We start from the raw sequence: 25,965 nt of genomic DNA on the forward strand, positions 1-25,965 counted from the left end.
CCATCTTACTTTTTCTAACAGGTGTAGTCAGTTGCACCCTTCCCGTAAATAACGTGTTGTGGTTGGCCGCCGCAAGCAGGAAATTAACTTGAGTAATTTTAAGCGCATACCATCACATACAAGAATAGCAAAACCACCCTAACGGGAATATCAGCAAATTCTTAGTTTTATTTCAAGCTATTGACTTTTGGGTTTATTTGGGGATTGATTTCTGGTAGGTTACGAAAATGTAAATTAGCGGCGAATGACATTGCCCAAACCGTGTGTAGTGTCGCACAATAACGCAAGTTTCTCTGCAAAGACCGATAATAATGAGCGAATCATTGCAAAAACCCACCATTCTTAATGTTGAAACGGTCGCTTCTTCACGACTGTTTAACGTCGAAAGTGTGGATCTGGAATTTAGCAACGGTGTGCGCCGTGTCTACGAACGCATGCGTCCTTCCACACACGAAGCCGTGATGATTGTGCCAATTGTCGACGACCATCTGATCCTGATCCGCGAATATGCGGTGGGAACCGAGTCCTACGAGCTGGGATTTTCCAAAGGTCTTATCGATCCTGGTGAGAGTATATACGAAGCGGCGAACCGTGAACTAAAAGAAGAAGTAGGATTTGGTGCAAATGAGCTTACTTTTCTGAAAAAACTCAGCATGGCGCCCTCTTATTTCTCCAGTAAGATGAATATTATCGTTGCCGAAGACCTGTATCCTGAATCCTTGCCTGGCGATGAGCCGGAGCCGCTGCCACAGGTTCGCTGGCCGCTGAAGCATTTAATGGATTTGCTGGAAGATCCCGATTTCAATGAGGCGCGTAACGTCAGCGCACTGTTTCTGGTCCGTGAGTGGCTGAAGGGGCAGGGGCGGCTGTAACGACGTAAGCCAATAAAAAGGGCGCTTTTGCGCCCTTTTTATTGGCATTTTTACACCACTTCTCAGGGAAGTGGTGAGGGATCAGAACAGTTCGTGGGTCTCGCCGTTATCGATGATTGTCGTACCCACTTCATGTACGGCTTGCTGCGTGGGCTGCGTACCTTCAATGAAATATTCCTGACGACTGCTGCCTCCGTTCGACAACTGCCCGGTGCTGCGATCAATGTTCACCGTCACGATGCCTGGCGGTGGTGTTAACGGATCTTCCGCAACGCCGTCCAGTACCGTTTTCATGTAGGCATCCCACGCTGGCTGGGCGCTCTTCGCACCGCCTTCGTAGCCGGAAATCTGATCTTTGATCGCCCCGGAAGCGGTGGTGCGCCCCAGATCGCGACGATGATCGTCAAAACCGATCCACACCGAGGTCACAACGCCGGGACCGTAACCGGAGAACCAGGCATCTTTCGAGCTGTTGGTGGTGCCGGTTTTTCCGCCGATGTCAGTACGTTTGAGGTCGCGGCCCGCCCGCCAGCCAGTACCTTGCCAGCCCGGTTCGCCGAAGACGTTACTGTTCAGCGCGCTCTTAATCAAAAACGACAGCGGAGTGCTGATCACATGCGGCGCATACTCTTCGCCGCCGCTTCTCTGCACCAGGGCCTGATTCGCCTGTTCCAGTTGCGGCATGGGCACGGAAGTATTCTGTTGCTCCTGCGAGAGAGCCACATTTTCCATATCCTTGTTTTCCAGAACGTTTGATTTCGGTGTTTCCCCGTAAATCACCGGAATATCGCAATCCGCACAGGCCACTTTCGGGTGCGCTTCAAACAGCACATTACCCTGATCGTTTTCGATTTTGGCAATGTAGTAAGGATCAACCAGGAAGCCGCCGTTGGCCATCACGGAATATCCTCTGGCAACCTGCATCGGCGTGAACGAAGCCGAACCGAGCGCCAGAGATTCCGTATGCACAATGTTTTGCGCCGGGAAGCCGAATCGCTGCAGGTACTCTGCTGCGTAATCGACGCCCATGGCGCGCATGGCACGAACCATCACCACGTTTTTCGATTGGCCCAGACCCTGACGCAAGCGGATTGGCCCGGCATATTCGTCAGGTGAGTTTTTGGGGCGCCAGTCGGAACCTGCGCCTGCATCCCAACGAGAAATCGGAACGTCATTGAGAATGCTTGCCAGCGTCAGACCTTTATCCATCGCTGCCGTGTAAAGGAACGGTTTGATGTTTGACCCAACCTGACGCAGCGCCTGGGTCGCACGGTTGAATTTGCTTTGGTTAAAGTCGAATCCCCCCACCAGCGCCAGTACCGCGCCATTATGCGGGTTAAGGGAAACCAGCGCCGAGTTTACATCCGGCACCTGCGCCAGCCACCAGGCGTTATCTACCTGACGAACCCAAATCTGCTGACCGGCCTGTACCGCATCGGTCACTTTACGCGGGGTTGCGCCCTGCTGGGTATCTGAACGGTACGGACGCGCCCAGCGCACACCTTCCATATGCAGCGACACGGAAGTGCCATCTGCCAGCATGGCGGTGGCTTCTTGCGGATTCGCGCTGGTGACAACCGCCGGAGAAAGTGGTCCGTATGTCGGCAGCGTTTTCAGCGAGTCGGTGATTTTTTTGCTGTTCCATGCCGCTTCACCCACTTTCCACAACACATTGGAGGGGCCGCGATAACCATGGCGCATGTCGTAATCCATCACGTTATTGCGCACCGCGTCCTGAGCACCCTGCTGCACTTTACGGGTGATGGTGGTGTAAACGCGATAGCCATCTTCGTAGGCTTTATCGCCGTACTGCGCCACCAGGTCCTGGCGTACCATTTCGGAAAGATAAGGGGCGGAGAAGGCGATTTCCGGTGCGTGGTAATTGGCATCAATGGCCTCGCCGCGCGCCTGATCGTACTGTTCCTGGGTGATATAGCCTTCGCTTTGCATACGCGCCAGCACCACATTGCGGCGGGCTGTTGCACGATCAAGCGAGTAGAGCGGGTTAAACGTCGACGGCGCTTTAGGCAGACCGGCTATCACCGCCATTTCACTCAGCGTCAGCTGATCGACGGATTTACCGAAATAGACCTGTGCCGCTGCGCCCACGCCATAGGCGCGGTAACCGAGGTAGATCTTGTTGAGATAGAGCTCAAGGATCTCATCTTTATTCAGTAGTTGCTCAATACGGATGGCCAGGAACACTTCTTTTATTTTACGCATCAGCGTGCGTTCCGGGCTCAGGAAGAAGTTACGCGCCAACTGTTGCGTGATGGTGCTCGCCCCCTGTGAAGCATGGCCGGAAAACAACGCCACGCTGGCGGCGCGGAAAATCCCGACCGGATCGACACCGTGGTGCTCATAAAAACGGCTGTCTTCTGTCGCGATAAACGCCTTCACCATTTCCGGTGGGATCTGATTGAGGGACAACGGGATACGGCGTTTTTCACCGTATTGCGCGATCAATTCGCCATCGGCGCTGTACACCTGCATTGGAATCTGTAGCCGCACATCTCTGAGCGTCGCAACGTCAGGTAGCTGTGGCTCAATATATTTGTACAGACCGTAGATCGAGCCTGCTCCCAGCAGAATGCAACATACTGCAAGGATGAATAAATACTTTACGAACTTCACTGGAGATTTCCCATTTAGTGTCATTTGGGCAGTTTATAAACAACCGCGCGGTAGTATAAAGGCAAGCCTGATGCATTGATATAGCGTCATCCAGAGAGACGATAAGGAGATCGTAATTTATGGCATTCAGGCAATGGAAGATTGGTCTGCATATTCAACAAGATGGCATCTTCAGCGTCGCCATCGCCGCTGGCCGACGCGGCCAGACTCTACGCCGTTGGTGGCATTTTCCGCTGCCCCATGGCGTGATTGTGCAAGGGCGGATTAAATCCCCTGAACAGCTTCTGACTGTGCTGCGCCCCTGGCGTCACGCGCTTCCGCAGCGACACTGCGTACGTCTGGCGTTTCCCGCCGGGCAAACGTTGCAAAGAAAACTGCCGCGACCGGCTATCTCGCTGCGTGAGCGGGAGTTGTCCGGCTGGGTTTCTCATTCCGTTTCGCGGGAACTGGAGATGGCGGAAAGCGATCTCTGTTTCGACTTCACCGAAGATGAACCCGGAAACGCATATGGTGTGACCGCCGCACAAAATAAAGATGTCGCGACACTACTGAGCCTGGCGCAGTCGCTCTCGTTAACTCTTTCCTCTATTACGCCCGACGCCGCAGCGTTACAACCGCTCGTTCCGTGGCTTCTCCCTCCCGTTCGCTGCCTCGCCTGGCATGATGAACGACAATGGCTGTGGGCCACAAAAGAGAGCTGGGGGCGACGTGGTCTGGAGGAGGCCAATACCGTCGCACAATTGGCCGCACTGCTTGGATTGGCAACTGACGAAATCGCGCTTTGCGGCGAGGCGGAAGGCGAATTCGATTGTTGGTCGGTTATTCCGTGGCGCCAGCCTCCGCTGCCTAAAGCCGGGGCCAGCTATGCCGTTGCTCTCGGACTGGCGCTGGCCGGGAGGTGCTGATGTCGCAGTTAGTCAACTTCTTACCCTGGCGACGGCGCAGGCGGCAGCACATTGCGCTGGTATGGGCGGCAACTTTTACGGGTACGGCATTCCTGCTGGTTGTTGGCTGTATGGTCTGGCGCGGTACTGTCGCGGGCGATCTTCATCAGGCGTCAATCTGGCGGCAATCGGACGAAAACGTACTGGCGGCGCTGATCGCCGAAGAGAAGCCGCTGCTGATCAGGCAACAGCGATGGCAGCAGGCGCTAGCGCGGGCGCAGCGGAGACAGCAGACCCGTGACTGGCAGCCGATGCTCTCTGCGCTGGCGGAAAATCTGCCGCAGGAGGCCTGGCTGACGCAGCTTCGCTGGCAGCAGGGGCGCCTGGAACTGTCGGGTCTGGCGAGAGCGTTTGCGTCATTAAATGACCTTGAAACGACGCTACGGGCTATACCGGGGTTCCATCTTTTGCCTACGGGGGCGACGGTGCGCGATGCGCAAGGGCGATGGCAATTTCATTACCAGTTGAGTAAGGAGCCTCTTCGTGCCCCTTAACGCTGATTTTTGGTTTGCCATGTCGCCACGCTCGCGCGTTGTGTGCTGGCTTACGGGCGCCTTTTGTGGGCTGATGCTGGCGTGGTGGCTGGTTGTTTCCCCATTAAAAGACAGGCAAGCGCAACTGTTCATCCTGCAGGAAGCAAATGAAAGTGCGCTGCGCGCGCAGTGGCGTAAATTGCGCGATATCACGCCACCGCCGCAAAGCGCTACCGACGCCGCGTTGTCTCCGTTTACTCCGCTGGATTTTCATACCCATGAACGGCAGTTGCTCCGCTGGCAGCCGGCGCAAAACGGCGGTGAAATGGTGCTGCAAACGCAGTGGGCGCTGGTTACCGGGACGTTTCTGATGTTGGCGCAGCGCGACATGTTGGTTCCGTCGTTCTCGCTGATTGCTGAGGAAAATGGGCTGCGCTTTACATTGGGGCTGGAACATGATCATGACCGCTAAGCGCCTGCTTTGCGCCGGAGGACTCTGCTTGCTGCTTAGCGGAATGCGCGATCCCTTTCAACCTCCGCGGGATACCTGTCTTACGGGGCAGCTTGCAAACTGGCGTTTTCATGGGGTCGTGGCGGGGGAGCAAAGCATCGGCATTTTACGCGATGACAGCGGGCGATGGCGCCGGGTCGTCGAGGGAGAGACGCTGCCAACGGGGTGGCGCGTTATTGCCGTCAACGAACATGGCATACGAATAACCCTGGGAGAGCGCTGTACGCCAGCAGAATGGCGCTGGAAACGAGAAGGAGATCAGGATGAAAAAATGGATAGTCAGCGCCGCGTGCTTCAGTTTGCCGATCGTCTGCGCACAGACACTAAACCCGGTGACGCTGACGGTGGATGATGCGCCCGTCGTGCAAGTGCTGCAGGCGCTGGTCGCGCTGGAAAACCAAAACCTGGTGATCCCGCCGGACGTTACCGGCACGTTGTCGCTGCATCTGGTGGATGTTCCCTGGCGGCAGGCGTTACAAACCGTTGCCGCCAGCGCCGGGCTCACGTTGAGCCAACAAGGGAATATCTGGCTGGCGCACACGGCCGCGCGACAGCAGCAACAGCAGGCGGAACGGGAGGCGGCGCAGGCAAAGCGTAAACAGAATGCACCTGTCCTGAGTCGCAGTATGGTGTTGCGTTATGCCGACGCTGGGGAACTGGCAAAAGCCGGGGGAGCGATGCTGAGCCCGCAAGGGACAATCACGGTGGATACGCGCCTTAACCGTTTGTTAGTGCGTGATAATAAAGAAGGGTTGGCGGCGCTGGAAAAATGGGTGGCGCAAATGGACTTACCGGTTGAGCAGGTTGAACTGGCGGCGTATATCGTCACCATTAATGAAAAAAGCCTGCGAGAGCTGGGGGTGAAGTGGGGGTTAGCACAGGCGGAATCGACGGCACGCGGGCAGGTTGGTGCGCTGTCTGCCGATTTGTCTGTACCGACCGCGTCGACCCGGGTGGGATTTAATATTGGCAGTATCAATGCCCGCTTGCTGGAGCTTGAGCTGTCCGCACTTGAACAAAAGCAGCAACTGGAGATCATCGCCAGTCCAAGGCTTCTGGCATCACATCGTCAGCCCGCCAGCATTAAGCAAGGCAGTGAAATCCCTTATCAGGTCTCCAGTGGTGAAAACGGACAGACATCGGTGGAATTTAAGGAGGCGGTGCTGGGTATGGACGTCACGCCGACGGTATTGCCGGATAAGCGTGTGCGTTTAAAACTGCGTATTAGCCAGAATATGCCCGGCCAGATCCTGCAACAGGCCGGTGGTGAAACGATGGCGATTGATAAACAGGAAATTGAAACGCAGGTGGAGGTGAAAAGCGGCGATACGCTGGCGCTGGGCGGCATTTTCTCGCAAAAGCAGACCGCTGGCGAAAGCCGGGTTCCCGGGGTCGGCGCCATCCCAGGGGTCGGGCGGTTATTTCGTCACGATACAAAGGATGATGAACGACGCGAGTTGGTGGTGTTTATTACCCCGCGACTGGCATCGGTACATTAATCCCGCCGTTACCCCCCCTTTTTCTACGGAACTTAGTTCAGGTGTTTGACGTGAGAGATGATTTAGCTTACAAGGAGTACCGATTTGAGCGTCAGTGGTCTCCGTCACACCTGAACAGGTATCCGCGTCCGACTGGTAATTTAATGTGTTGCCAAACAAGCCGGAGTACTGAGATAATTTTCGATCTGACTCTCGCACTATCGCATATGAGGTTTCAGTTCATGTCCTGCTACGCCAGGTGTCTGCGCAGCGGGTTTATCATCAACGAATAGTCTTAGTAGTACCAAAAAAATGGCAGAGAAACGCAATATCTTTCTGGTTGGGCCTATGGGTGCCGGCAAAAGCACTATTGGGCGCCAGTTAGCTCAACAACTCAATATGGAATTTTACGATTCTGATCAAGAGATTGAGAAACGCACCGGAGCTGATGTGGGTTGGGTCTTCGACGTTGAAGGTGAAGAAGGTTTCCGCGATCGCGAAGAAAAAATCATCAATGAGCTGACGGAAAAGCAGGGCATTGTACTGGCAACCGGCGGCGGTTCTGTGAAATCTCGCGAAACCCGTAATCGTCTCTCCGCCCGTGGCGTAGTGGTCTATCTGGAAACCACTATCGAAAAACAATTGGCTCGCACGCAACGTGACAAAAAACGCCCACTTCTGCAAGTGGACTCACCGCCGCGCGAAGTGCTGGAAGCGTTGGCCAACGAACGTAATCCGCTGTATGAGGAGATTGCGGACGTGACCATTCGTACCGACGATCAGAGCGCTAAAGTAGTCGCAAACCAGATTATTCATATGCTGGAAGGCAACTAATTCTGGCTTAATACAAGGCCTGCAGGTTTAAGCAACTAAGGTGGATGTCGCGTCATGGAGAGGATTACCGTCACTCTCGGGGAACGTAGTTACCCTATCACCATTGCGGCTGGTTTGTTTAACGATCCAGCTTCCTTCGCGCCGCTGAAGTCTGGTGATCAGGTTATGCTGGTCACCAACGAAACACTGGCTCCGCTCTATCTGGATAACGTTCGCCGCGTGCTTGAGCAGGCGGGGGTGAAGGTCGACAGTGTTATTTTGCCGGACGGCGAGCAATACAAAAGCCTGGCGGTAATGGATACGGTCTTCACCGCACTGTTGCAAAAACCTCATGGACGCGACACCACGCTGATCGCGCTTGGCGGCGGGGTGATCGGTGATCTAACCGGCTTCGCGGCGGCAAGCTACCAGCGGGGCGTGCGTTTTATCCAGGTCCCGACCACGCTCCTCTCCCAGGTTGACTCCTCTGTGGGCGGTAAAACGGCGGTAAACCATCCTCTCGGTAAAAACATGATCGGCGCGTTCTATCAACCTGCATCTGTGGTGGTGGATCTCGACTGTCTGGATACCCTTCCTGCCCGCGAATTGTCTTCCGGTCTCGCGGAAGTGATCAAATACGGCATTATTCTCGACGGCGAGTTCTTTGAATGGCTTGAAGAGAATATGGACGCGTTATTGCGTCTTGATGGCCAGGCGATGGCGTACTGCATTCGCCGCTGCTGTGAACTGAAAGCCGAAGTCGTGGCGGCCGATGAGCGTGAAACAGGCCTGCGTGCTTTGCTGAATCTCGGTCATACCTTCGGCCATGCCATTGAAGCGGAAATGGGCTACGGCAACTGGTTGCATGGCGAAGCCGTTGCGGCTGGCATGGTGATGGCAGCACGCACATCCGAGCGTCTGGGCCAGTTCAGCAAGGCCGACACGCAGCGTATTATTGTTCTGCTTGAACGCGCAGGGTTGCCGGTGCACGGTCCTCGCGACATGTCCGCGCAGGCCTACCTGCCGCATATGATGCGCGATAAAAAAGTGCTGGCGGGGGAGATGCGCCTGGTGCTCCCGTTGGCCATAGGGAAGAGTGAAGTGCGCGGCGGAGTGCCGCACGACGTAGTTCTGGCCGCTATTGCTGATTGCCAGCAAGCGTAACTAATTAGAAAGGTCTGGTCACGGGTAAGCCGTGGCGTTTAACTTCGGGCGTTATGCAGGTCGTAGCATACGCCTTTGAGTGGGGTGTTAAATGGATGAATTCAAACCAGAAGACGAGCTGAAACCCGATCCCAGCGATCGTCGTGCTGGTCGTTCTCGTCAATCTTCCGATCGCGTCGATGAGCCGCAGATCAACTTTGATGATGTTGATCTGGATACCGACGATCGTCGTCCTTCCCGTACCCGCCGGGCGCGTGATGAGCGCGAGGAAGAGGGTTATGACGAGGATGAAGGCGCTCTGGACGAGGAGCGTGAAGAACGTCGTCCGCGCAAGCGTAAAACGGCCGCTGCTGCAAGGCCTGCGTCCCGTCAGTACATGATGATGGGTGTGGGTATTCTGGTGCTGTTGCTGCTGATTGTTGGCATCGGCTCTGCGCTGAAATCGCCTGCGCCCACCACAACCGAACAAGCCCCGGCTGAGAAGAATATCGATCTCTCAGCGAATAATGGCAATGCAAGTGCACCTGGCGGCACAGCCGATCAAACGAACGGTGCTCAGCCAGCGCCGGGTGCAGCCTCAGCGCCGCAGACTGCGGGTAACCCATCGCAGGATGTCTCTCTGCCGCCGATCTCATCTACTCCGTCGCAGGGCCAGACGCCAACGGCCCCGGAAGGTCAGCAGCGTGTGGAAGTGCAGGGCGATCTGAACAGCGCGCTGTCGCAGCCGCAAAACCAGTCGCAGATTGACAGCGCCGTTAACTCCACGCTGCCAACCGAACCGGCAACGGTTGCGCCGGTGCGTAATGGCAATGCCGCTGCCCGCCAGCAGTCAGCAACGGCGGAAAACCATACCGCTGCCTCGCGTCCTGAGCGCAAACAAATGGTTATTGAGCCGAAACCGCAGGTGAAAGCCCCGGCAGTAACGGCAGAATCAAAACCGGTTGCTCAGCCGCCGAAACACACTGAAACCGTGACGGCTGCGCCAGTGAAAACGCCGGTAGCAACGCCAGTCCAGCCGAAACCGACCGCGACGGCAGCGGCGCCGGTTGTCACTGCGCCAGCGGCGAGCGCTGCGCCTGCCGCAAGCGGTGCAGCATCGACCGGTAATGTCGCTGCACTGAAAGCGGCGCCAGGTAGCCACTATACGTTGCAGCTGAGCAGCTCTTCGAACTCCACCAACCTGAATGCGTGGGCGAAGAAAGAAAATCTGAAAAACTTCGTTGTTTATCAGACCACGCGTAACGGCCAGCCGTGGTATGTGCTGGTGAGCGGCGTGTATGCCTCGAAAGATGATGCAAAACGCGCGGTTGCTGCACTGCCAGCGGATGTACAGGCGAAGAACCCGTGGGCGAAACCGCTGCATCAGGTTCAGGCCGATCTGAAGTAATGTTTAAAGCGCAGATGCTGTCGGAGCTTTCTCCACAGCCGGAGAGAGTGTAAGCAATCAGTCAGCATGAAAAAGAATCGCGCTTTTTTGAAATGGGCAGGGGGGAAGTACCCCCTGCTGGACGATATCGAAAGGCATCTGCCACAGGGCGAATGCCTTATCGAGCCGTTCGTCGGCGCGGGATCGGTGTTCCTCAACACGTCGTTCTCTCGCTATATCCTCGCTGATATCAACAGCGACTTGATAAGCCTTTACAACATCGTCAAAGACCGTGCTGATGAGTATGTGCATCATGCGCGGGAGCTGTTCACGCCTGAAACCAATCAGTCCGTGGTTTACTACCCGCTGCGCGATGAGTTTAATGCCTGCCAGGATCCGTTCCGGCGCGCATTGCTGTTTTTGTACCTCAACCGCCATGGCTACAACGGTCTTTGCCGTTATAACCTGCGTGGCGAATTTAACGTACCGTTCGGGCGTTATAAAAAACCCTATTTCCCGGAAGCAGAGTTGTATCACTTTGCAGAAAAAGCGCAGAATGCCTTCTTTTACTGCGAATCTTACGCCGACAGCATGGCGCGCGCCGACGAGAACTCCGTAGTGTATTGCGATCCTCCTTATGCGCCGCTCTCCGCTACCGCTAATTTTACGGCGTATCACACAAACAGTTTCAATCTGGAGCAGCAGGCGCATCTGGCGGCGATTGCCGAAAGCCTGGTGCAGAACCGGATCCCAGTGTTAATTTCCAACCACGATACAGCGCTAACGCGCGAGTGGTACCGTCAGGCAAAATTGCATGTGGTGAAAGTGCGTCGCAGTATCAGCAGTAACGGCGGCACGCGTAAAAAGGTGGATGAATTGCTGGCGCTTTACCGCCCGGCAACCCGGTAACCTGCTTTCACCGCGCCGCCAGCCTGCCGACTTATCATTTTTCAAGGAGATGCGGATGAAACAGTATTTGATTGCCCCTTCGATTCTGTCGGCTGATTTTGCCCGTCTGGGTGAAGACACCGCCAATGCACTGGCTGCCGGGGCGGACGTCGTCCATTTCGACGTGATGGATAATCACTACGTCCCGAACCTGACAATTGGCCCGATGGTGCTGAAAGCGCTGCGTAACTATGGCATCACCGCGCCTGTTGACGTGCACCTGATGGTGAAACCGGTCGATCGTCTGGTGCCGGACTTTGCCGCGGCGGGCGCAAGCATCATTACCTTTCATCCTGAAGCGTCTGAGCACGTTGACCGCACACTACAGCTTATTAAAGAGCATGGCTGTAAAGCCGGGCTGGTGTTTAACCCGGCCACGCCGCTGAGCTACCTTGATTACGTGATGGATAAGCTGGATGTGATTTTGCTGATGTCCGTTAACCCGGGCTTTGGCGGTCAGTCTTTTATCCCGCACACGCTGGATAAATTGCGTGAAGTACGCCGCCGCATTGACGCGTCAGGCTTCGATATTCGTCTGGAAGTCGACGGCGGTGTGAAGGTGAACAATATCGGCGAAATTGCTGCCGCGGGGGCGGACATGTTCGTCGCGGGTTCGGCGATTTTCGACCAACCGGATTACAAAAAAGTCATTGATGAAATGCGTCGCGAACTGGCAAAGGTAAGTCATGAGTAAAATGCAGTCAATTCAGGGTATTGCTTTTGATTTGGATGGCACGCTGGTCGACAGCGCTCCAGGCCTGACTGCCGCTGTAGACAGTGCATTGTATGCGCTGGAACTGCCGCAGGCCGGAGAGGCGCGCGTGGTGACCTGGATTGGTAACGGCGCCGATGTGCTGATGGAGCGCGCGTTTAACTGGTCACGCCAGGAGCGTGCGATTCAGCGTGCCGCACAAGGTAAACCGGATGTTGATGCTGGTGATGTGCCGCAGGAAGAGCAGGTTCGTATGCTGCGAAAACTGTTTAACCGTTACTACGAAGAGACCGTGGAAGAGGGCAGTTTCCTGTTCCCGGACGTCGCAGATACGCTGGCGGCGCTACATGCTAAAGGTTTGCCTCTGGCGCTGGTCACCAACAAGCCGACGCCGTTTGTCGCTCCGCTTCTGGACGCGCTCGGTATTGCACAGTACTTCACCTTCGTGGTGGGTGGTGATGATGTGGTGAACAAAAAGCCGCATCCGGAACCGTTGCTTCTGGTGTGTAAAAAGCTCAATATTCAGTCTCATGAGCTGCTTTTCGTCGGCGACTCGCGTAATGACATTCTCGCCGCTCAGGCGGCAGGCAGCACCTCTGTAGGGCTGACTTACGGTTACAACTACGGCGAAGACATCACCTTAAGCAAACCAGACTTCGTGTTTGAAAGCTTAAAAGATTTACTGCCCGCACTCGGGCTCCCGCACAGTGAAAATCAGGAAACGAAAAATGACTAAGCCCATCGTTTTTAGCGGCGCACAGCCCTCCGGTGAATTAACCATTGGCAACTATATGGGTGCGCTGCGTCAGTGGGTGAACATGCAGGATGACTATCACTGTATCTACTGCATCGTTGACCAGCATGCCATCACCGTGCGCCAGGATCCGCAGGCACTGCGTAAGGCAACGCTGGATACCCTCGCACTCTATCTGGCCTGTGGTATCGATCCGCAGAAGAGTACTATCTTCGTTCAGTCCCACGTACCTGAACATGCTCAACTGGGCTGGGCGCTGAACTGCTACACCTATTTCGGCGAGTTGAGCCGTATGACGCAGTTCAAAGATAAATCTGCGCGCTATGCAGAGAACATTAACGCCGGTCTGTTTGATTACCCGGTGCTGATGGCTGCCGATATCCTGCTGTACCAGACGAACCAGGTACCAGTGGGTGAAGATCAGAAACAGCATCTGGAACTGAGCCGCGATATTGCACAGCGTTTTAACGCTATTTATGGCGATACCTTTAAGGTGCCGGAGCCGTTCATTCCGAAATCTGGCGCGCGCGTGATGTCGCTGCTGGAGCCGACCAAAAAAATGTCCAAGTCGGACGATAACCGCAATAACGTTATTGGCCTGCTGGAAGATCCAAAATCGGTCGTGAAGAAAATTAAACGTGCGGTCACCGACTCCGATGAGCCGCCGGTAGTGCGTTACGACATTGCCAATAAAGCGGGCGTCTCTAACTTGCTGGATATTCTCTCTGCGGTGACAGGCCAGAGTATTCCTGAGCTGGAACAACACTTTGAAGGCAAAATGTACGGTCACCTTAAGGGCGAAGTCGCGGATGCGGTATCCGGCATGCTGACCGAGTTGCAGGAGCGTTATCACCGTTATCGCAATGACGAAGCTTTCCTGCAGCAGGTGATGAAAGACGGGGCGGAGAAAGCCAGCGCCCGTGCGTCTGAAACGCTGAAAAAAGTCTACGAAGCGATTGGTTTTGTGACAAAACCGTAATCGCGGACGAAAGAAAAAAGGGCAGGTTTAACCTGCCCTTTTTTCTGTCTTTAAAACCACTTCAGCTTATCGCGTAGCGCCACCACACGGCCAACAATAATCAGCGCCGGGCTCTCTACCTGCTGGGCCAGCTCACCGAGCTGCGACAAACTTCCGTTGACCACGCGCTGTTGCACCGAGGTGCCGTTTTCCACCAGCGCCACCGGCATGTCTTCCTGCATGCCATGCGCAATCAACTGTGCCTGAATAGTGGCCGCCTGATTAAGGCCCATATAGAACACCAGCGTCTGCTTTTCTGCCGCCAGATTGGCCCAGTCCAGCTCGCCGCCGGTTTTCAGATGCCCGGTAACCAGCCTGACGCTTTGCGCATAATCGCGGTGGGTTAACGGAATGCCGGAATAGGCGGAACACCCCGAGGCTGCCGTTATGCCTGGCACAACTGAGAAAGGAATGCCCGCATGGCACAGGGTTTCCAGCTCTTCACCGCCGCGCCCGAAGATAAACGGATCGCCGCCTTTCAGTCGCACGACGCGTTTACCGTTTTGCGCTTCGCGCAGCAGGATCTGGTTGATCTCCTCCTGCGGTACGCAGTGGTAACCTGCGCGCTTACCGACAAATACACGATCCGCATCGCGGCGCACCAGCTTCATAATGTCGTCGGAGACCAGCCGGTCATACACCACCACATCCGCCTGCTGGATTTGCTGCAAACCTTTCAGGGTCAGCAACCCGGCATCGCCGGGGCCTGCGCCAACCAGCACCACTTCGCCACGGCTGTCCAGCGGCTCCGCCAGCAACTGCTCGGTGATGTTGTTGACGGCAGGCATGTCCTGGTTAGCCAGGGACTGCGCAAGTCTGTCGTTAACGAACAGTTTTTCCCAGAAGCGACGGCGCTCGCTGACGGTGGCAAAATGTTGCTTCACCCGGCTGCGTAGCTTCCCGGCGAACAACGCCACCTGCCCGAGATGTTGCGGCAGCAGCGACTCCAGTTTCTCACGCAGCAAACGCGCCAGCACCGGCGACGTGCCGCCGGAGGAGACCGCCACCATCAGCGGCGAGCGGTCAATAATTGACGGCATGATAAAGCTCGCCTGCGTGGGGGCATCCACCACGTTACAGAAAATGCGGCGTGCTTCTGCGGCATTGCTGACGCGTTGATTCACCGCTTCATTATCGGTGGCGGCAATGGCCAGCCAGCACACATCCAGCAGCGTTTCGGTGAATTCTCCTTCCACCAGGGTTAGCATGCCTTCCTCAGCCCAGACGGTGAACTGGGGAACAAAAGAGAGAGCATTGACGGTAAGTCGTGCACCCGCGTCCATTAACAGCCGGGCTTTACGTTCCGCAACATCGCCGCCGCCGACGAGCAGGCAGTGGCGATCGCGTAGCTGGCAAAAAATTGGTAAGTGATTCACGACATTACCCCGATAAATTAGTTATCTGCTATTGGCTGGCTTTTCACGGTGTTGACCGCAGAAGGACGCTCTGATTTTGGCGTAGCATACCAGTAACCCAGCCCCATAAATACGGCGCCGGAGAAAGTATTGCCCAGTGTTACCCACAGCAGATTATGGCCAATGCCAGAGAGGGTATATGCATCGCTATGATGACCAAACCAGGAGAGCGCAAACAGGGTCATATTGGCAACGGAGTGCTCGTAGCCGGAAGCGATAAACGCCAGCAGACACCACCAGATAGCAATGAATTTCGCCGCGCCTTCGGTGCGGATCGCCATCCAGATCGCCAGGCAGACCAGCCAGTTGCACAGCGCGCCTTTGAAGAACAGCACCGAGGCTGGCGCGTTGGTTTTTGCCAGCGCAACGGTGTGCAAAATAGAGGTATCCACCGGCAGCAGGCTGCCGCCGCCCCAGCTGTAGAGCAGTGCAACAAAAACGGAACCCAGCAGGTTACCCAGCCAGGTTTGCGGCAAAATCGTCCACATCTGAGCGTGGCTGATGCTGCCTGCTTTAACGCCCAGCGTCAGAAACATGGTGTGGCCGGTAAACAGCTCAGAGCCCGCGATGATCACCAGCGTTAATGCAAGACCAAATGTTGCCCCCATCACCAGCGGACGAACGGAGGGATCGAGCAGATTGCCGAGCGTGAAAATCAAAATAATGGCAAGCCCAACGTAAGCGCCTGCCATCGCGGAACTCACCCAAAAACCCAGCGGATTTTGTGACGCGAGGCGTGCAATGCGCGCAGCGTTAGCCGCGCACTTATTAATCGTGTCGGTAAACATAGTGTTGATTATCCAAAGTTAAAAAGAAAAGTTTAAAAATCAAAAAGTAACGGCGGAAGCATTGCACTCCCGCCGGGGTATTACGCTTTAATCTGTACGGCACCGTCTTTAACGCGCGCATCAAAATGCGCGACAGAGCGGCTTTCATCTTCCATGCACAGCCCGTCACGCAGGCGGAAACGCTGTTTTTTCAGCGGGCTGGCGACCCACAGCTCGCCCTGATGCTCCGCAATCAGCCCGCGAGACAGCACGCTGGACTGGAAGAACGGGTCGATATTGCTGATGGCGTAAACCTGGTCGTCGTGGCGCGGGCGGAAAATCGCCACTTGCTGATCGTTCACCAGGGCGCAAACGCCGGTGGCTGGCAAAATGTCGTCGATTTTGCAGATGGTGTTCCACTGACTCATGCGTTTTCCTCCACTAACGTTACCGGGATGCGTTCATACGGGGTCGCCGGACGATGCTGCTGGCGCTCTGGCACGACCTGCACGTTCGGGTCGCGACGATCGCTGTTGATAAAGTGTTTGAAGCGTGTCTGCGCGGCTGGCGTATTCACGGTTTCGGTCCATTCACAGATCACCGCGTTGCGCAGGCGAGTCATCTCCGCTTCGAGCTGGGCATCAAAGCCGAGTTTGTCATCAATGATCACGCTCTTCAGGTAGTCGATGCCGCCTTCCATGCCGTCCAGCCAGGACGCGGTACGCGTCAGTTTGTCTGCTGTGCGGATGTAGAACATCATAAAGCGGTCGAGATAGTGCAGCAGTGTGTCGTGGTCGAGGTCCGCCGCCAGCAAATCAGCATGACGCGGTTTCATGCCGCCGTTACCGCAGACATACAGGTTCCAGCCTTTCTCAGTGGCAATAATCCCGACATCTTTGCCCTGCGCTTCCGCACATTCACGGGTGCAGCCGGAAACGCCGAATTTCATTTTGTGCGGCGTACGGATGCCTTTGTAACGGTTTTCCAGCTCAACGCCGAGCCCGACGCTATCGCCAACGCCATAACGACACCAGGTCGAGCCGACGCAGGTTTTCGCCATGCGTAACGCTTTGGCATAGGCATGACCGGTTTCGAAACCGGCATCGATCAACTGACGCCAGATTTCCGGCAGGTCATCTTTTTGCGCGCCAAACAGACCAATACGCTGCGACCCGGTGATTTTGGTGTAAAGATTAAATTCGCGGGCGATTCGACCGACTTCCATCAAACCTTCCGGGGTGATTTCACCACCGGCGGAGCGCGGGATCACCGAATAGGTGCCGTCTTTCTGAATGTTGGCGAGGAAGTTATCGTTGGTATCCTGCAACGGCGTATGTTGCGGTTTCAGGATGTACTCATTCCAGCAGGATGCCAGCAGTGAGCCAATGGTTGGTTTACACACTTCGCAACCGTAGCCTTTACCGTATTTCGCCAGCAGTTCGTCGAAGGATTTGATCCCTTCTACGCGAATCAGGTGATACAGCTCCTGGCGCGAATAGGCGAAGTGTTCGCACAGGTTGTTGGTGATTTCGATGCCCTGTTTCGCCAGTTCCGCATTCAGTACCTGCGTCACCAGAGGGATACACCCGCCGCAGCCGGTACCGGCTTTGGTTTCGGCTTTCAGCGCCGCGACGGTATGGCAGCCTTTGTTGATGGCAGCAATCAGGTCGCCTTTGGTGACGTCGAAGCAGGAGCAAATCTGTGCGCTATCCGGCAGTTTATCGACACCGATAGAGGGTTTACCGCTGCTGGCATGCGCCGGCAGGATCAGCGCGTCCGGATTTTCCGGCAGCTCAATGGCGTTCAGCACCAGTTGCAACAGGTTGCCGAAGTCGCTGGTGTCACCCACCAGTACCGCACCGAGCAGGGTTTTATTATCCGGGCTGACAATCAGGCGCTTGTAGACTTCTTTGCTTTCATCAAGATAAACATAGCTACGTGCGCCCGGTGTACGGCCATGTGCATCGCCAATGCCGCCAACATCAACGCCGAGCAGTTTCAGCTTGGCGCTGAGATCCGCACCTTCAAACGCATTTTGCTTGCCAAGAATATGATCCACGGCGACCTGCGCCATTTTGTAACCCGGCGCGACCAGACCGTAAACGCGATTGCTCCAGCTTGCGCATTCGCCGATGGCGTAGATATCCGGATCGGAGGTCTGGCAGGTGTCGTTAATGACAATACCGCCGCGTTGCGCGACTTCCAGGCCGCACTGTGTGGCCAGCTTATCGCGCGGGCGAATACCGGTAGAGAAGACGATAAAGTCAACTTCCAGCGCGCTGCCGTCGGCAAAGTGCATCGTTTTACGCGCTTGTGTGCCTTGCTGGACAATCTCTTTGGTGTTTTTGCTGGTGTGCACGCGCACACCCATGCTTTCGATTTTGCGTTTAAGCTGCTCGCCGCCCATCTGGTCGAGCTGCTCCGCCATGAGCATCGGCGCAAATTCAATGACGTGCGTTTCGACGCCTAAGTTTTTCAGCGCTCCTGCGGCTTCCAGACCGAGCAGGCCGCCGCCTACCACTGCGCCGCGGCGGCTACGACGCGCGCACGACTCAATGGCGTTCAAATCTTCAATGGTGCGGTAGACGAAACAGTCCTGCGTTTCGGAACCTTTGATCGGCGGGATCCACGGATACGAACCCGTCGCCATGATCAGTTTGTCATACCAGACGGTGCGCCCGGCGCTGGAGTGAATTACCTTTTCCTGACGGTTAATGGTGATAGCGCGTTCGCCGACCAACACTTTAACGCCATGTTTCTCGTAAAAACCTTCGCGGACCAGCGACAGCTCTTCAGCCGTGTGATGAGAGAAGTAGGAAGAGAGATGGACGCGGTCGTAGGCTTTACGCGGCTCTTCACAGAAAACGGTAATGTCGAATTCGGACGCGTCGGCTTTATCGAGGAGGTCCTCAATGAAGCGGTGGCCGACCATGCCGTTACCGATGATAGCGAGTTTGACTTTGCTCATTTTTGCCTCGATTTCTTTTCTATTATTGCCTACCTTAACGATTCAGCTTCGGGGCTTATTGATGTGCATCAAATACATCTTCGCATACCACTTAATGAGTAGATGATTGATTTTTATTGGTTTTTATAAGTTGTGGATATAACAGGCTTTTCTGGTTTGCAGAAATTGTGTACAAAAAGAGAGGTCTTTTTGCCTGCTCGTCTGATCCGAAATAGCAGACGAAAACAGAGGGAGTAGCGTTATGTCTGCAGCACCGCTTTGGTTAGTTCAGAATGTGCATTTACCGGATCGCGATGGCGTGTGGCAAATTGCGATCGAGAACGGACGCTTTGGTGATATCACGCCGATGGGGTCGGCGCACAGCGACAGTTATGAGGTGCTGAACGCGCGCGGCGGGCTGGCGTTGCCGCCGTTCATTGAGCCGCATATTCATCTCGACACCACGCAAACCGCTGGCGAGCCGAACTGGAATCAATCCGGTACGCTGTTTGAAGGCATTGAACGCTGGGCCGAGCGCAAGGCCTTGCTCAGCCATGAGGATGTGAAGCGCCGCGCGTGGCAAACCCTGAAATGGCAAATGGCCAACGGCGTGCAGTATGTACGCACCCATGTTGATGTTTCCGATCCTTCCTTGACGGCATTAAAAGCGATGCTGGAAGTGAAAGCCGAAGTGGCGCCATGGATAACCTTGCAAATCGTCGCTTTTCCCCAGGAAGGGATCCTCTCCTACCCCAATGGCGCAGCGTTACTGGAAGAGGCGCTCCGGTTAGGCGCGGATGTAGTGGGGGCGATCCCGCATTTTGAATTTACCCGTGAGTATGGCGTCGAATCGCTGCACATCGCCTTTGCGCTGGCGCAGAAGTATGATCGCCCGCTGGATATCCACTGTGATGAAATTGATGATGAGCAGTCGCGCTTTGTGGAAACGGTCGCGGCGCTGGCGTTAAAAATGGGTATTGGCCCGCGTGTGACCGCCAGCCATACCACTGCCATGCACTCCTATAATGGGGCTTATACTTCCCGTTTGTTCCGCTTGTTAAAACTCTCCGGCATTAACTTTGTCGCCAATCCGCTGGTCAATATTCATTTGCAGGGGCGCTTTGACGATTATCCCAAACGTCGGGGCATTACGCGGGTAAAAGAGCTGCTGGCGGCGGGCATTAATGTCTGCTTCGGTCACGATGACGTGTTCGATCCCTGGTATCCGCTGGGCACGGGCAATATGTTGCAGGTATTGCATATGGGGCTGCATGTTTGCCAGCTTATGGGCTATCAGCAAATTGATGAGGGGCTACGCTTAATCACCCATAACAGCGCCCGTACCTTTGGTCTGACGGAGTACGGCATTGTTCCGGGCAATCCGGCAAATATGATTATTTTACCGGTGGAAAGCGGTTTTGACGCCGTGCGTTGCCAGGCGTCGGTACGCTGGTCGATTCGTCAGGGGCGGGTGATTGCCACTACGCAACCGGCGCAGACCTGGGTGCAGACAGATAATGGCGGTGAAGAGGTGGTGTTCAGCCGTCATAACGCACAAAAATAGCGATTCGCCAGGCGGCATGCTTTTGCAAAGCGCCGCCTGGTGTTACATATGTTTCCAAATACGTAAAATTGAGTAAAAGGCTGGCCTGCTGGCTGACTGCTCTTTAGAATCAAGCCACTCGCTTTCTTTACTGCTCTTCGTTAAGGAAACCTAATGGTTAAATCGACTCTGGCGGCTGTTGCGGCTGTTTTTGTGCTTTCCGGTCTCTCCTCTGCTGCGTTCGCCGCAAAAGGCGACCCCCATGTTCTGCTCACGACCTCTGCAGGTAATATCGAACTGGAGCTGAACAACCAGAAAGCCCCTGTGTCGGTGAAAAACTTCCTTGATTATGTGAACAACGGTTTTTACAACAACACGACGTTTCACCGTGTGATCCCGGGGTTTATGGTTCAGGGCGGGGGCTTCAACGAGCAGATGCAGCAAAAGCAGCCTAACCCGCCGATCAAAAACGAAGCCGACAACGGTTTACGCAATACCCGCGGTACCATTGCGATGGCGCGTACGGCAGATAAAGACAGCGCCACCAGCCAGTTCTTTATCAACGTTGCGGATAATGCCTTCCTCGATCATGGCCAGCGCGATTTTGGTTATGCGGTCTTCGGTAAAGTTGTGAAAGGCATGGATGTCGCCGATAAGATTTCTCAGGTACAGACGCATGACTTCGGTCCTTACCAGAATGTTCCGTCAAAACCGATAGTTATCCTTTCCGCAAAAGTACTGCCGTAAGTCTCTTCCGCACGGGTCAACCGGCCCGTGCCGCTTCGCGCGCTCTGCGTAACGCAAAATTGCTGCTTATACTTGTGGCAACTGTGTGAAACAGGGAGGCGCTATGACCAAAAAACTCACCGACAGGCAAAAATCCCGTCTCTGGGAGCAGCAGCGCAACGCCAATTTCCAGGCCAGCAGGCGTCTGGAGGGTGTCGACACGCCTCTGGTGACGCTCACCCCCGCCGAAGCAAATGCGCGTCTTGATGAACTCAGGAGGCACTATGAGCGATAAATTTGGCGACGGGCGCGATCCCTATCTCTACTCCGGTTTGAACGTGATGCGCAATGTGTTAAGCATCCGGCAAGCGCAACGGCTGGAACAGGCTGCGTATGAATTGACAGCCTTACGTGCAGCGACGCTGGGGCTTGGCCCGCTTGCGCGCGGTTTGCCGCATTTGTGCGCTATCCATCATCACCTCTATCAGGATGTATTTGACTGGGCCGGGCGGTTTCGTGAGGTCGATATCTATCAGGGCGATACACGCTTTTGCCATTTCGGGTACATCGAGAAAGAGGGCAATGCGCTGATGCAGCAACTGGAAAATGAAGAGTGGCTGTGCGGCCTGGAAAAGGCGGAGTTTGTCGAGCGTCTGGCCCACTACTACTGTGAAATCAATATGCTGCATCCGTTCCGCCTTGGTAATGGCATTGCGCAGCGTATTTTCTTCGAACAGCTGGCGCTGCACGCCGGTTTCTCTCTTGACTGGCTGGAAGCCGATCCTGCGCGCTGGGGGGCGGCGAACCAGGCCGGAGCAATGGGGGATTTAGCGCCGCTCTGCGCGATCTTCAGCAAAGTAGTAAGCGAAGCCAGCGAAAGCGAGTAAACTAGCGCGGTTTGCTACCACAGAGGCCACCATGATCCTGCTTATCGACAATTACGACTCTTTTACCTGGAACCTGTATCAATATTTTTGCGAATTAGGGGCAAGCGTAGAGGTCAGACGTAATGATGAGATAGGACTGGCGGATATCGCTGCGCTGGCACCGCAAAAAATCGTTATTTCACCCGGCCCCTGCACGCCGGATGAGTCCGGTATTTCGTTAGACGTGATCCGCCATTACGCCGGAAAATGTCCCCTTCTTGGTGTCTGTCTTGGCCATCAGGCGATCGCGCAGGCGTTTGGCGCAACGATCGTGCGTGCGGAAAAAGTGATGCACGGTAAAACCTCGCCAATCAGCCATGATGGCAGCGGGGTGTTCACCGGCCTTAATAATCCATTAACCGTCACGCGCTATCATTCACTGGTTATCGATCCGCTTACGTTATCCGGCGACTTTGTGGTCACGGCGTGGAGTGAAAGCGGTGAAATTATGGGGATCCGTCACCGACAGTGGGATCTGGAAGGGGTGCAGTTTCATCCGGAAAGCATCCTGAGCGAGCAAGGGCATCAGCTACTGAAAAACTTCCTCATCCGGTGATTTGTGGTTGCCATGCAGTGATTTTTTATGCATATTTCGTGATTATATTTTCATAATCAATGCTGCATATTAATAGGTGGGCATGACATGGCAACTCAGCAAGACGCAATTACGCGCGCAACATTCGATGACGTTATTCTGCCAATTTACGCACCAGCCGAGTTTATCCCGGTGAAGGGAAAAGGCAGCCGTGTGTGGGATCAGCAGGGTAAAGAGTATGTTGATTTTGCAGGTGGTATTGCCGTCACGGCGTTAGGTCATTGCCATCCGGCGCTGGTGGAAACGCTGAAAACGCAGGGGGAAACCCTGTGGCATACCAGCAATGTGTTCACTAACGAACCGGCACTTCGCCTGGCGCGGAAACTGATTGACGCCACGTTTGCCGAGCGCGTGGTGTTTATGAACTCCGGTACTGAAGCCAACGAAACCGCATTTAAGCTGGCGCGTTTTTATGCATCTACGCGTCACAGCCCGTATAAAACCAAAATCATCGCGTTCCATCATGCCTTCCATGGCCGTTCGCTGTTCACCGTGAGCGTGGGTGGTCAGCCGAAGTACTCCGACGGCTTTGGTCCGAAACCGGCAGACATTATCCATGTCCCGTTTAACGATCTGCATGCGGTAAAAGCGGTGATGGACGATCACACCTGTGCGGTGGTGGTTGAGCCGATTCAGGGTGAAGGCGGCGTCACAGCGGCAACGCCGGCGTTTCTTAAAGGCTTGCGTGAACTGTGCGATCAGCACGATGCGTTGCTGGTGTTTGATGAAGTCCAGTGCGGCATGGGGCGTTGTGGTGAGCTGTTTGCTTATATGCACTATGGCGTCACGCCGGACATTCTCACCAGCGCGAAAGCACTGGGCGGCGGTTTTCCCATCAGCGCGATGCTGACCACGCATGAGATTGCCAGCGCGTTCCATGCCGGTTCACACGGTTCGACGTACGGCGGCAACCCGCTGGCCTGCGCCGTTGCCGGGACGGCGTTTGATATTATCAATACGCCAGACGTGCTGAGCGGAGTGAATGAAAAACGCCAGCTGTTCGTTAAACATTTGCAGCAAATCGGCGAGAAATTCGACCTGTTCAGCGACATTCGCGGTATGGGGTTGTTGATCGGCGCAGAGTTAAAAGCAGAGTTTAAAGGCCGCGCCCGCGATTTCCTCTACGCGGCGGCCGATGCGGGCGTAATGGTGCTGAATGCCGGCCCGGATGTGATGCGCTTTGCACCCTCGCTGGTGATAGACGAGCAGGACATTAACGAAGGGATGAATCGCTTTGCCGCTGCAGTGGCGAAAGTGATCAACTAACCCCGCAGTCTGCGGGCCAGCCAGATGCCATGATGCGGGCGCTGACGCCATGCCACCGACGAAATGGTGTGCATGGTGTTCAGATGCCAGAGCACCCGCTGTAGATGTTGCTCCAGAGTGCTCATCGGCCCGTGGGTCAATGTCTCCGGCGCCTCCAGAATATTCACATCCCCCGACTCGCCCGGCCCGTCATACTCCAGTCGCTGCTGGCAGCGTTGTAGTGCAATTTCACAGGATTGCAGATAGCGTTGCGCCAGATCCGGCGTCAGCATGGTGTGCTCGCGCGCGAGGGTGGTCATGGCGTTGATATGCTCAACGATAAACTGGCTGTGCGTCACCCAGAGCTTCATGTCCTCCAGATAGCGGGTATTGAACCCCGGCTCCAGCATGGCCTGATTCAGTGAATTGAACAGCGCATTGTGCGCCTGGTTGACGCGCATCCGTTGCCAGGCCAGCGGGGTAGGCTGCGGGCTATCGCTGAGGATCAGGCGAATAGCCTCCTGATCGGTTTCCAGCGCGTCGTGGGCGTTCTGCCGCAACAGGCCGCTTTGCCATTGCGGCCATAGCCAGACCATGCCGCCGAAGGCAATCAGGCAGCCGAGCAGGGTATCGATCAGTCTGGCGACGATAAACTCCTCGCCGTTGAGCGTCAGCAGTTGCAGGGTATACACGGCGGTAATGGTAAAGCCGACCATCGCCCAGCCGTAGTTCTTACGGATGATCAGATAACTTATCAGGGTGATCAGCAGCATTGCCGCCAGCGTAAAACCAAGCGGTACGTGAAAGTGCAGGGCAATCCCGGCAATCATCAGCCCGGCGAGCGTGCCGGCCGCCCGGTGCACAATACGCACCCGTGTTGCGCCATAACCGTTTTGCGTCACAAACATGATGGTCATCATGATCCAGTACGGCTTCGGCAAATGCAGCGCACTGCCCATCAGGCTGGCGATACTGAGCATCACGCTGATACGCGCGGCATTACGCAACGCTGCGGATTTCAATGATAAATAGCTTCTGAGCGCCGGAATAAGCGGCAGGCGGCGCTGTTTTTCGGCCATCAAATCGCGCAGATAGAGCGGACGCTGGGTTCGCAGCACGCGGGCGATACGACTAAAGTGCCAGGCGCAAAACTGTCCGACCGGGTTTTCCGGGTGCTGGCGGGCGATTTTTTCCAGCGCGCCAATTTGCTTGTCCATTGTGAAACGTGTCGGATAGCGGTGATAGAGAATGTCATCCGCCAGGACGCGCAGGCGGGCGGCGACGGTTTGCGCATTCCAGCGGATCACCTGTTCAGCATGGGTCTGTTCCACCAGTTTTTGCACCTCTTCCGGCTGGTGCAGGCTGACAGAAATATGTTCCTGCAAATCCAGCGCCACCTGGAAGACGCGCAGCAGGCGTTTGTAATCATTGTGCTGATTGGCCGCCAGCATATGCAGTTGCTGATAGCACGTACTGATCATATCCACCGCTTTTTGTTGGCGCGCAAGCAGCGGTGGCAAGGCTTTTTCCGGATCGGCATGCTGCGTCAGCAGGCTGTATTTGGCTTCGCAATAATCAGCCAGTTGCCGGTAGAGCAGGCTGAGCGATTCGCGCAACGGTTGCTCCCGCCACATCCAGAACCAGAACCAGTTAAACGCGCCGTACCAGAGCGTACCCAGCGCATAAATCAGCAGCGGCTCCCACACGGGCATACTGCCCGCAAGGCTCAGTGTGAAGATGGCGGCTATCAGCGACGCAGGCAGCAAGCGCCCGTGCAGTGCGCTGATCTCGGCAGTCACGCCGAGCAGTAAGGTGAGGACGGTAAAAATCAGCGGCAGAGGCAGCGCTTCGGCCAGCAGAAGCTGCACGGCAAGACTGCATCCGGCGAACAACGAGCCGCCAATAATCAAACGTTTAAAGAAGCGCTTATGCGGGGTATCAAGACCGGCAATGTTGCAACAGGCAGGAACCAGAGAAAACAGCAGGCCTTGTTGGAAATGGCCGACGATTAACCCGATGGCCACGGGCAAACATAACACCAGCGTTTGTCGCAGTGCATAGTTGATTTCGGGGTGATAAATCAGCCTGCGCCACATGGGGAAACAAAAACGGCG

The 25,965-nt window shown here is 55.4% G+C and carries 25 protein-coding genes; 19 read left to right on the forward strand and 6 right to left on the reverse strand.

The genetic code is table 11. The annotated features are described in order from the left end of the window. The first annotated feature begins 311 nt into the window (after positions 1-311). Positions 312-872 (forward strand): ADP compounds hydrolase NudE, encoded by a 561-nt coding sequence (nudE, locus tag N7922_RS01965; protein WP_263099036.1) that lies wholly within the window; start codon positions 312-314, stop codon positions 870-872. Positions 873-953: 81 nt separating this feature from the next. On the opposite strand, the gene mrcA is transcribed toward nudE, so the two are convergent. Beyond that, positions 954-3,506, reverse strand: a complete 2,553-nt coding sequence (gene mrcA / locus N7922_RS01970; protein ID WP_263099037.1) for a peptidoglycan glycosyltransferase/peptidoglycan DD-transpeptidase MrcA — start codon at positions 3,504-3,506, stop codon at positions 954-956. Between the two features lie 119 nt (positions 3,507-3,625). Between mrcA and N7922_RS01975 the strand changes: the two genes are divergently transcribed. The 12 genes from N7922_RS01975 to trpS all read left to right on the forward strand — a co-directional run bounded on the left by N7922_RS01975 (position 3,626) and on the right by trpS (position 13,648). Beyond that, complete coding sequence (locus N7922_RS01975) at positions 3,626-4,411, forward strand: DNA utilization protein HofM (RefSeq protein WP_263099038.1); 786 nt, start codon at positions 3,626-3,628, stop codon at positions 4,409-4,411. Further along, positions 4,411-4,944, forward strand: coding sequence for a PilN domain-containing protein (locus N7922_RS01980; RefSeq protein WP_263099039.1), 534 nt, complete (start codon positions 4,411-4,413; stop codon positions 4,942-4,944). The genes N7922_RS01975 and N7922_RS01980 overlap by 1 nt, the downstream gene beginning before the upstream one ends. After that, positions 4,934-5,395: a type II secretion system protein M gene (locus N7922_RS01985; protein WP_263099040.1), complete on the forward strand. Its 462-nt coding sequence runs from the start codon at positions 4,934-4,936 to the stop codon at positions 5,393-5,395. Before N7922_RS01980 ends, N7922_RS01985 begins: the two co-directional genes overlap by 11 nt. Beyond that, a complete protein-coding gene (locus tag N7922_RS01990; protein ID WP_263099041.1) occupies positions 5,385-5,786 on the forward strand; it encodes a DUF2531 family protein in 402 nt (133 codons plus the stop codon). The genes N7922_RS01985 and N7922_RS01990 overlap by 11 nt, the downstream gene beginning before the upstream one ends. Further along, positions 5,698-6,933 carry a DNA uptake porin HofQ gene (gene hofQ / locus N7922_RS01995; RefSeq protein WP_263099042.1) on the forward strand — a complete coding sequence of 412 codons (1,236 nt, stop codon included), beginning with the start codon at positions 5,698-5,700 and terminating at the stop codon, positions 6,931-6,933. The genes N7922_RS01990 and hofQ overlap by 89 nt, the downstream gene beginning before the upstream one ends. 291 nt (positions 6,934-7,224) lie before the next feature. Further along, positions 7,225-7,746, forward strand: coding sequence for a shikimate kinase AroK (gene aroK / locus N7922_RS02000; protein WP_263099043.1), 522 nt, complete (start codon positions 7,225-7,227; stop codon positions 7,744-7,746). Between the two features lie 54 nt (positions 7,747-7,800). Beyond that, positions 7,801-8,889, forward strand: coding sequence for a 3-dehydroquinate synthase (gene aroB / locus N7922_RS02005; protein ID WP_263099044.1), 1,089 nt, complete (start codon positions 7,801-7,803; stop codon positions 8,887-8,889). Positions 8,890-8,980: 91 nt separating this feature from the next. Further along, a complete protein-coding gene (gene damX, locus N7922_RS02010) occupies positions 8,981-10,276 on the forward strand; it encodes a cell division protein DamX (RefSeq protein WP_263099045.1) in 1,296 nt (431 codons plus the stop codon). Between the two features lie 66 nt (positions 10,277-10,342). Further along, a complete protein-coding gene (gene dam / locus N7922_RS02015) occupies positions 10,343-11,164 on the forward strand; it encodes an adenine-specific DNA-methyltransferase (RefSeq protein ID WP_263099046.1) in 822 nt (273 codons plus the stop codon). 55 nt (positions 11,165-11,219) lie between these two features. Continuing rightward, entirely contained in the window at positions 11,220-11,897 is a 678-nt protein-coding gene (rpe, locus tag N7922_RS02020; RefSeq protein WP_263099047.1) for a ribulose-phosphate 3-epimerase, read from the forward strand. Further along, positions 11,890-12,651, forward strand: coding sequence for a phosphoglycolate phosphatase (gene gph / locus N7922_RS02025; RefSeq protein WP_263099048.1), 762 nt, complete (start codon positions 11,890-11,892; stop codon positions 12,649-12,651). Before rpe ends, gph begins: the two co-directional genes overlap by 8 nt. Further along, the gene (gene trpS, locus N7922_RS02030; protein ID WP_263099049.1) at positions 12,644-13,648 is read left to right on the forward strand and encodes a tryptophan--tRNA ligase; all 1,005 of its coding nucleotides are present in this window, start codon (positions 12,644-12,646) and stop codon (positions 13,646-13,648) included. The genes gph and trpS overlap by 8 nt, the downstream gene beginning before the upstream one ends. 50 nt (positions 13,649-13,698) lie before the next feature. Here the strand turns inward: trpS and cysG are convergent, their stop codons facing one another. From cysG to nirB, 4 genes are all read right to left on the reverse strand, one after another. Further along, positions 13,699-15,063, reverse strand: coding sequence for a siroheme synthase CysG (cysG, locus tag N7922_RS02035; protein WP_263099050.1), 1,365 nt, complete (start codon positions 15,061-15,063; stop codon positions 13,699-13,701). 17 nt (positions 15,064-15,080) lie between these two features. After that, the gene (gene nirC / locus N7922_RS02040; RefSeq protein WP_263099051.1) at positions 15,081-15,890 is read right to left on the reverse strand and encodes a nitrite transporter NirC; all 810 of its coding nucleotides are present in this window, start codon (positions 15,888-15,890) and stop codon (positions 15,081-15,083) included. An 80-nt stretch (positions 15,891-15,970) separates the two neighbouring features. Continuing rightward, positions 15,971-16,297 carry a nitrite reductase small subunit NirD gene (gene nirD, locus N7922_RS02045; RefSeq protein WP_263099052.1) on the reverse strand — a complete coding sequence of 109 codons (327 nt, stop codon included), beginning with the start codon at positions 16,295-16,297 and terminating at the stop codon, positions 15,971-15,973. After that, the gene (gene nirB, locus N7922_RS02050; RefSeq protein ID WP_263099053.1) at positions 16,294-18,837 is read right to left on the reverse strand and encodes a nitrite reductase large subunit NirB; all 2,544 of its coding nucleotides are present in this window, start codon (positions 18,835-18,837) and stop codon (positions 16,294-16,296) included. Before nirB ends, nirD begins: the two co-directional genes overlap by 4 nt. Positions 18,838-19,078: 241 nt before the next feature. Here nirB and N7922_RS02055 point away from each other — a divergent pair, with 241 nt between their 5' ends. From N7922_RS02055 to N7922_RS02080, 6 genes are all read left to right on the forward strand, one after another. After that, positions 19,079-20,380, forward strand: a complete 1,302-nt coding sequence (locus N7922_RS02055) for a cytosine deaminase (protein ID WP_263099054.1) — start codon at positions 19,079-19,081, stop codon at positions 20,378-20,380. Between the two features lie 153 nt (positions 20,381-20,533). Continuing rightward, positions 20,534-21,106 (forward strand): peptidylprolyl isomerase A, encoded by a 573-nt coding sequence (gene ppiA / locus N7922_RS02060; RefSeq protein WP_263099055.1) that lies wholly within the window; start codon positions 20,534-20,536, stop codon positions 21,104-21,106. A gap of 103 nt (positions 21,107-21,209) precedes the next feature. Beyond that, the gene (locus tag N7922_RS02065; protein ID WP_263099056.1) at positions 21,210-21,380 is read left to right on the forward strand and encodes a YhfG family protein; all 171 of its coding nucleotides are present in this window, start codon (positions 21,210-21,212) and stop codon (positions 21,378-21,380) included. Beyond that, complete coding sequence (locus N7922_RS02070) at positions 21,370-21,972, forward strand: putative adenosine monophosphate-protein transferase Fic (RefSeq protein WP_263099057.1); 603 nt, start codon at positions 21,370-21,372, stop codon at positions 21,970-21,972. The genes N7922_RS02065 and N7922_RS02070 overlap by 11 nt, the downstream gene beginning before the upstream one ends. Positions 21,973-22,003: 31 nt before the next feature. After that, complete coding sequence (pabA, locus tag N7922_RS02075) at positions 22,004-22,567, forward strand: aminodeoxychorismate synthase component 2 (protein ID WP_263099058.1); 564 nt, start codon at positions 22,004-22,006, stop codon at positions 22,565-22,567. Between the two features lie 87 nt (positions 22,568-22,654). After that, positions 22,655-23,872, forward strand: coding sequence for an aspartate aminotransferase family protein (locus N7922_RS02080; RefSeq protein WP_263099059.1), 1,218 nt, complete (start codon positions 22,655-22,657; stop codon positions 23,870-23,872). On the opposite strand, the gene N7922_RS02085 is transcribed toward N7922_RS02080, so the two are convergent. Beyond that, positions 23,869-25,947: a YccS/YhfK family putative transporter gene (locus tag N7922_RS02085; RefSeq protein ID WP_263099060.1), complete on the reverse strand. Its 2,079-nt coding sequence runs from the start codon at positions 25,945-25,947 to the stop codon at positions 23,869-23,871. The genes N7922_RS02080 and N7922_RS02085 overlap by 4 nt on opposite strands. Positions 25,948-25,965 lie beyond the last annotated feature (18 nt).

This window comes from Kosakonia sp. ML.JS2a (genome assembly GCF_025642095.1).
GTDB lineage: Bacteria > Pseudomonadota > Gammaproteobacteria > Enterobacterales > Enterobacteriaceae.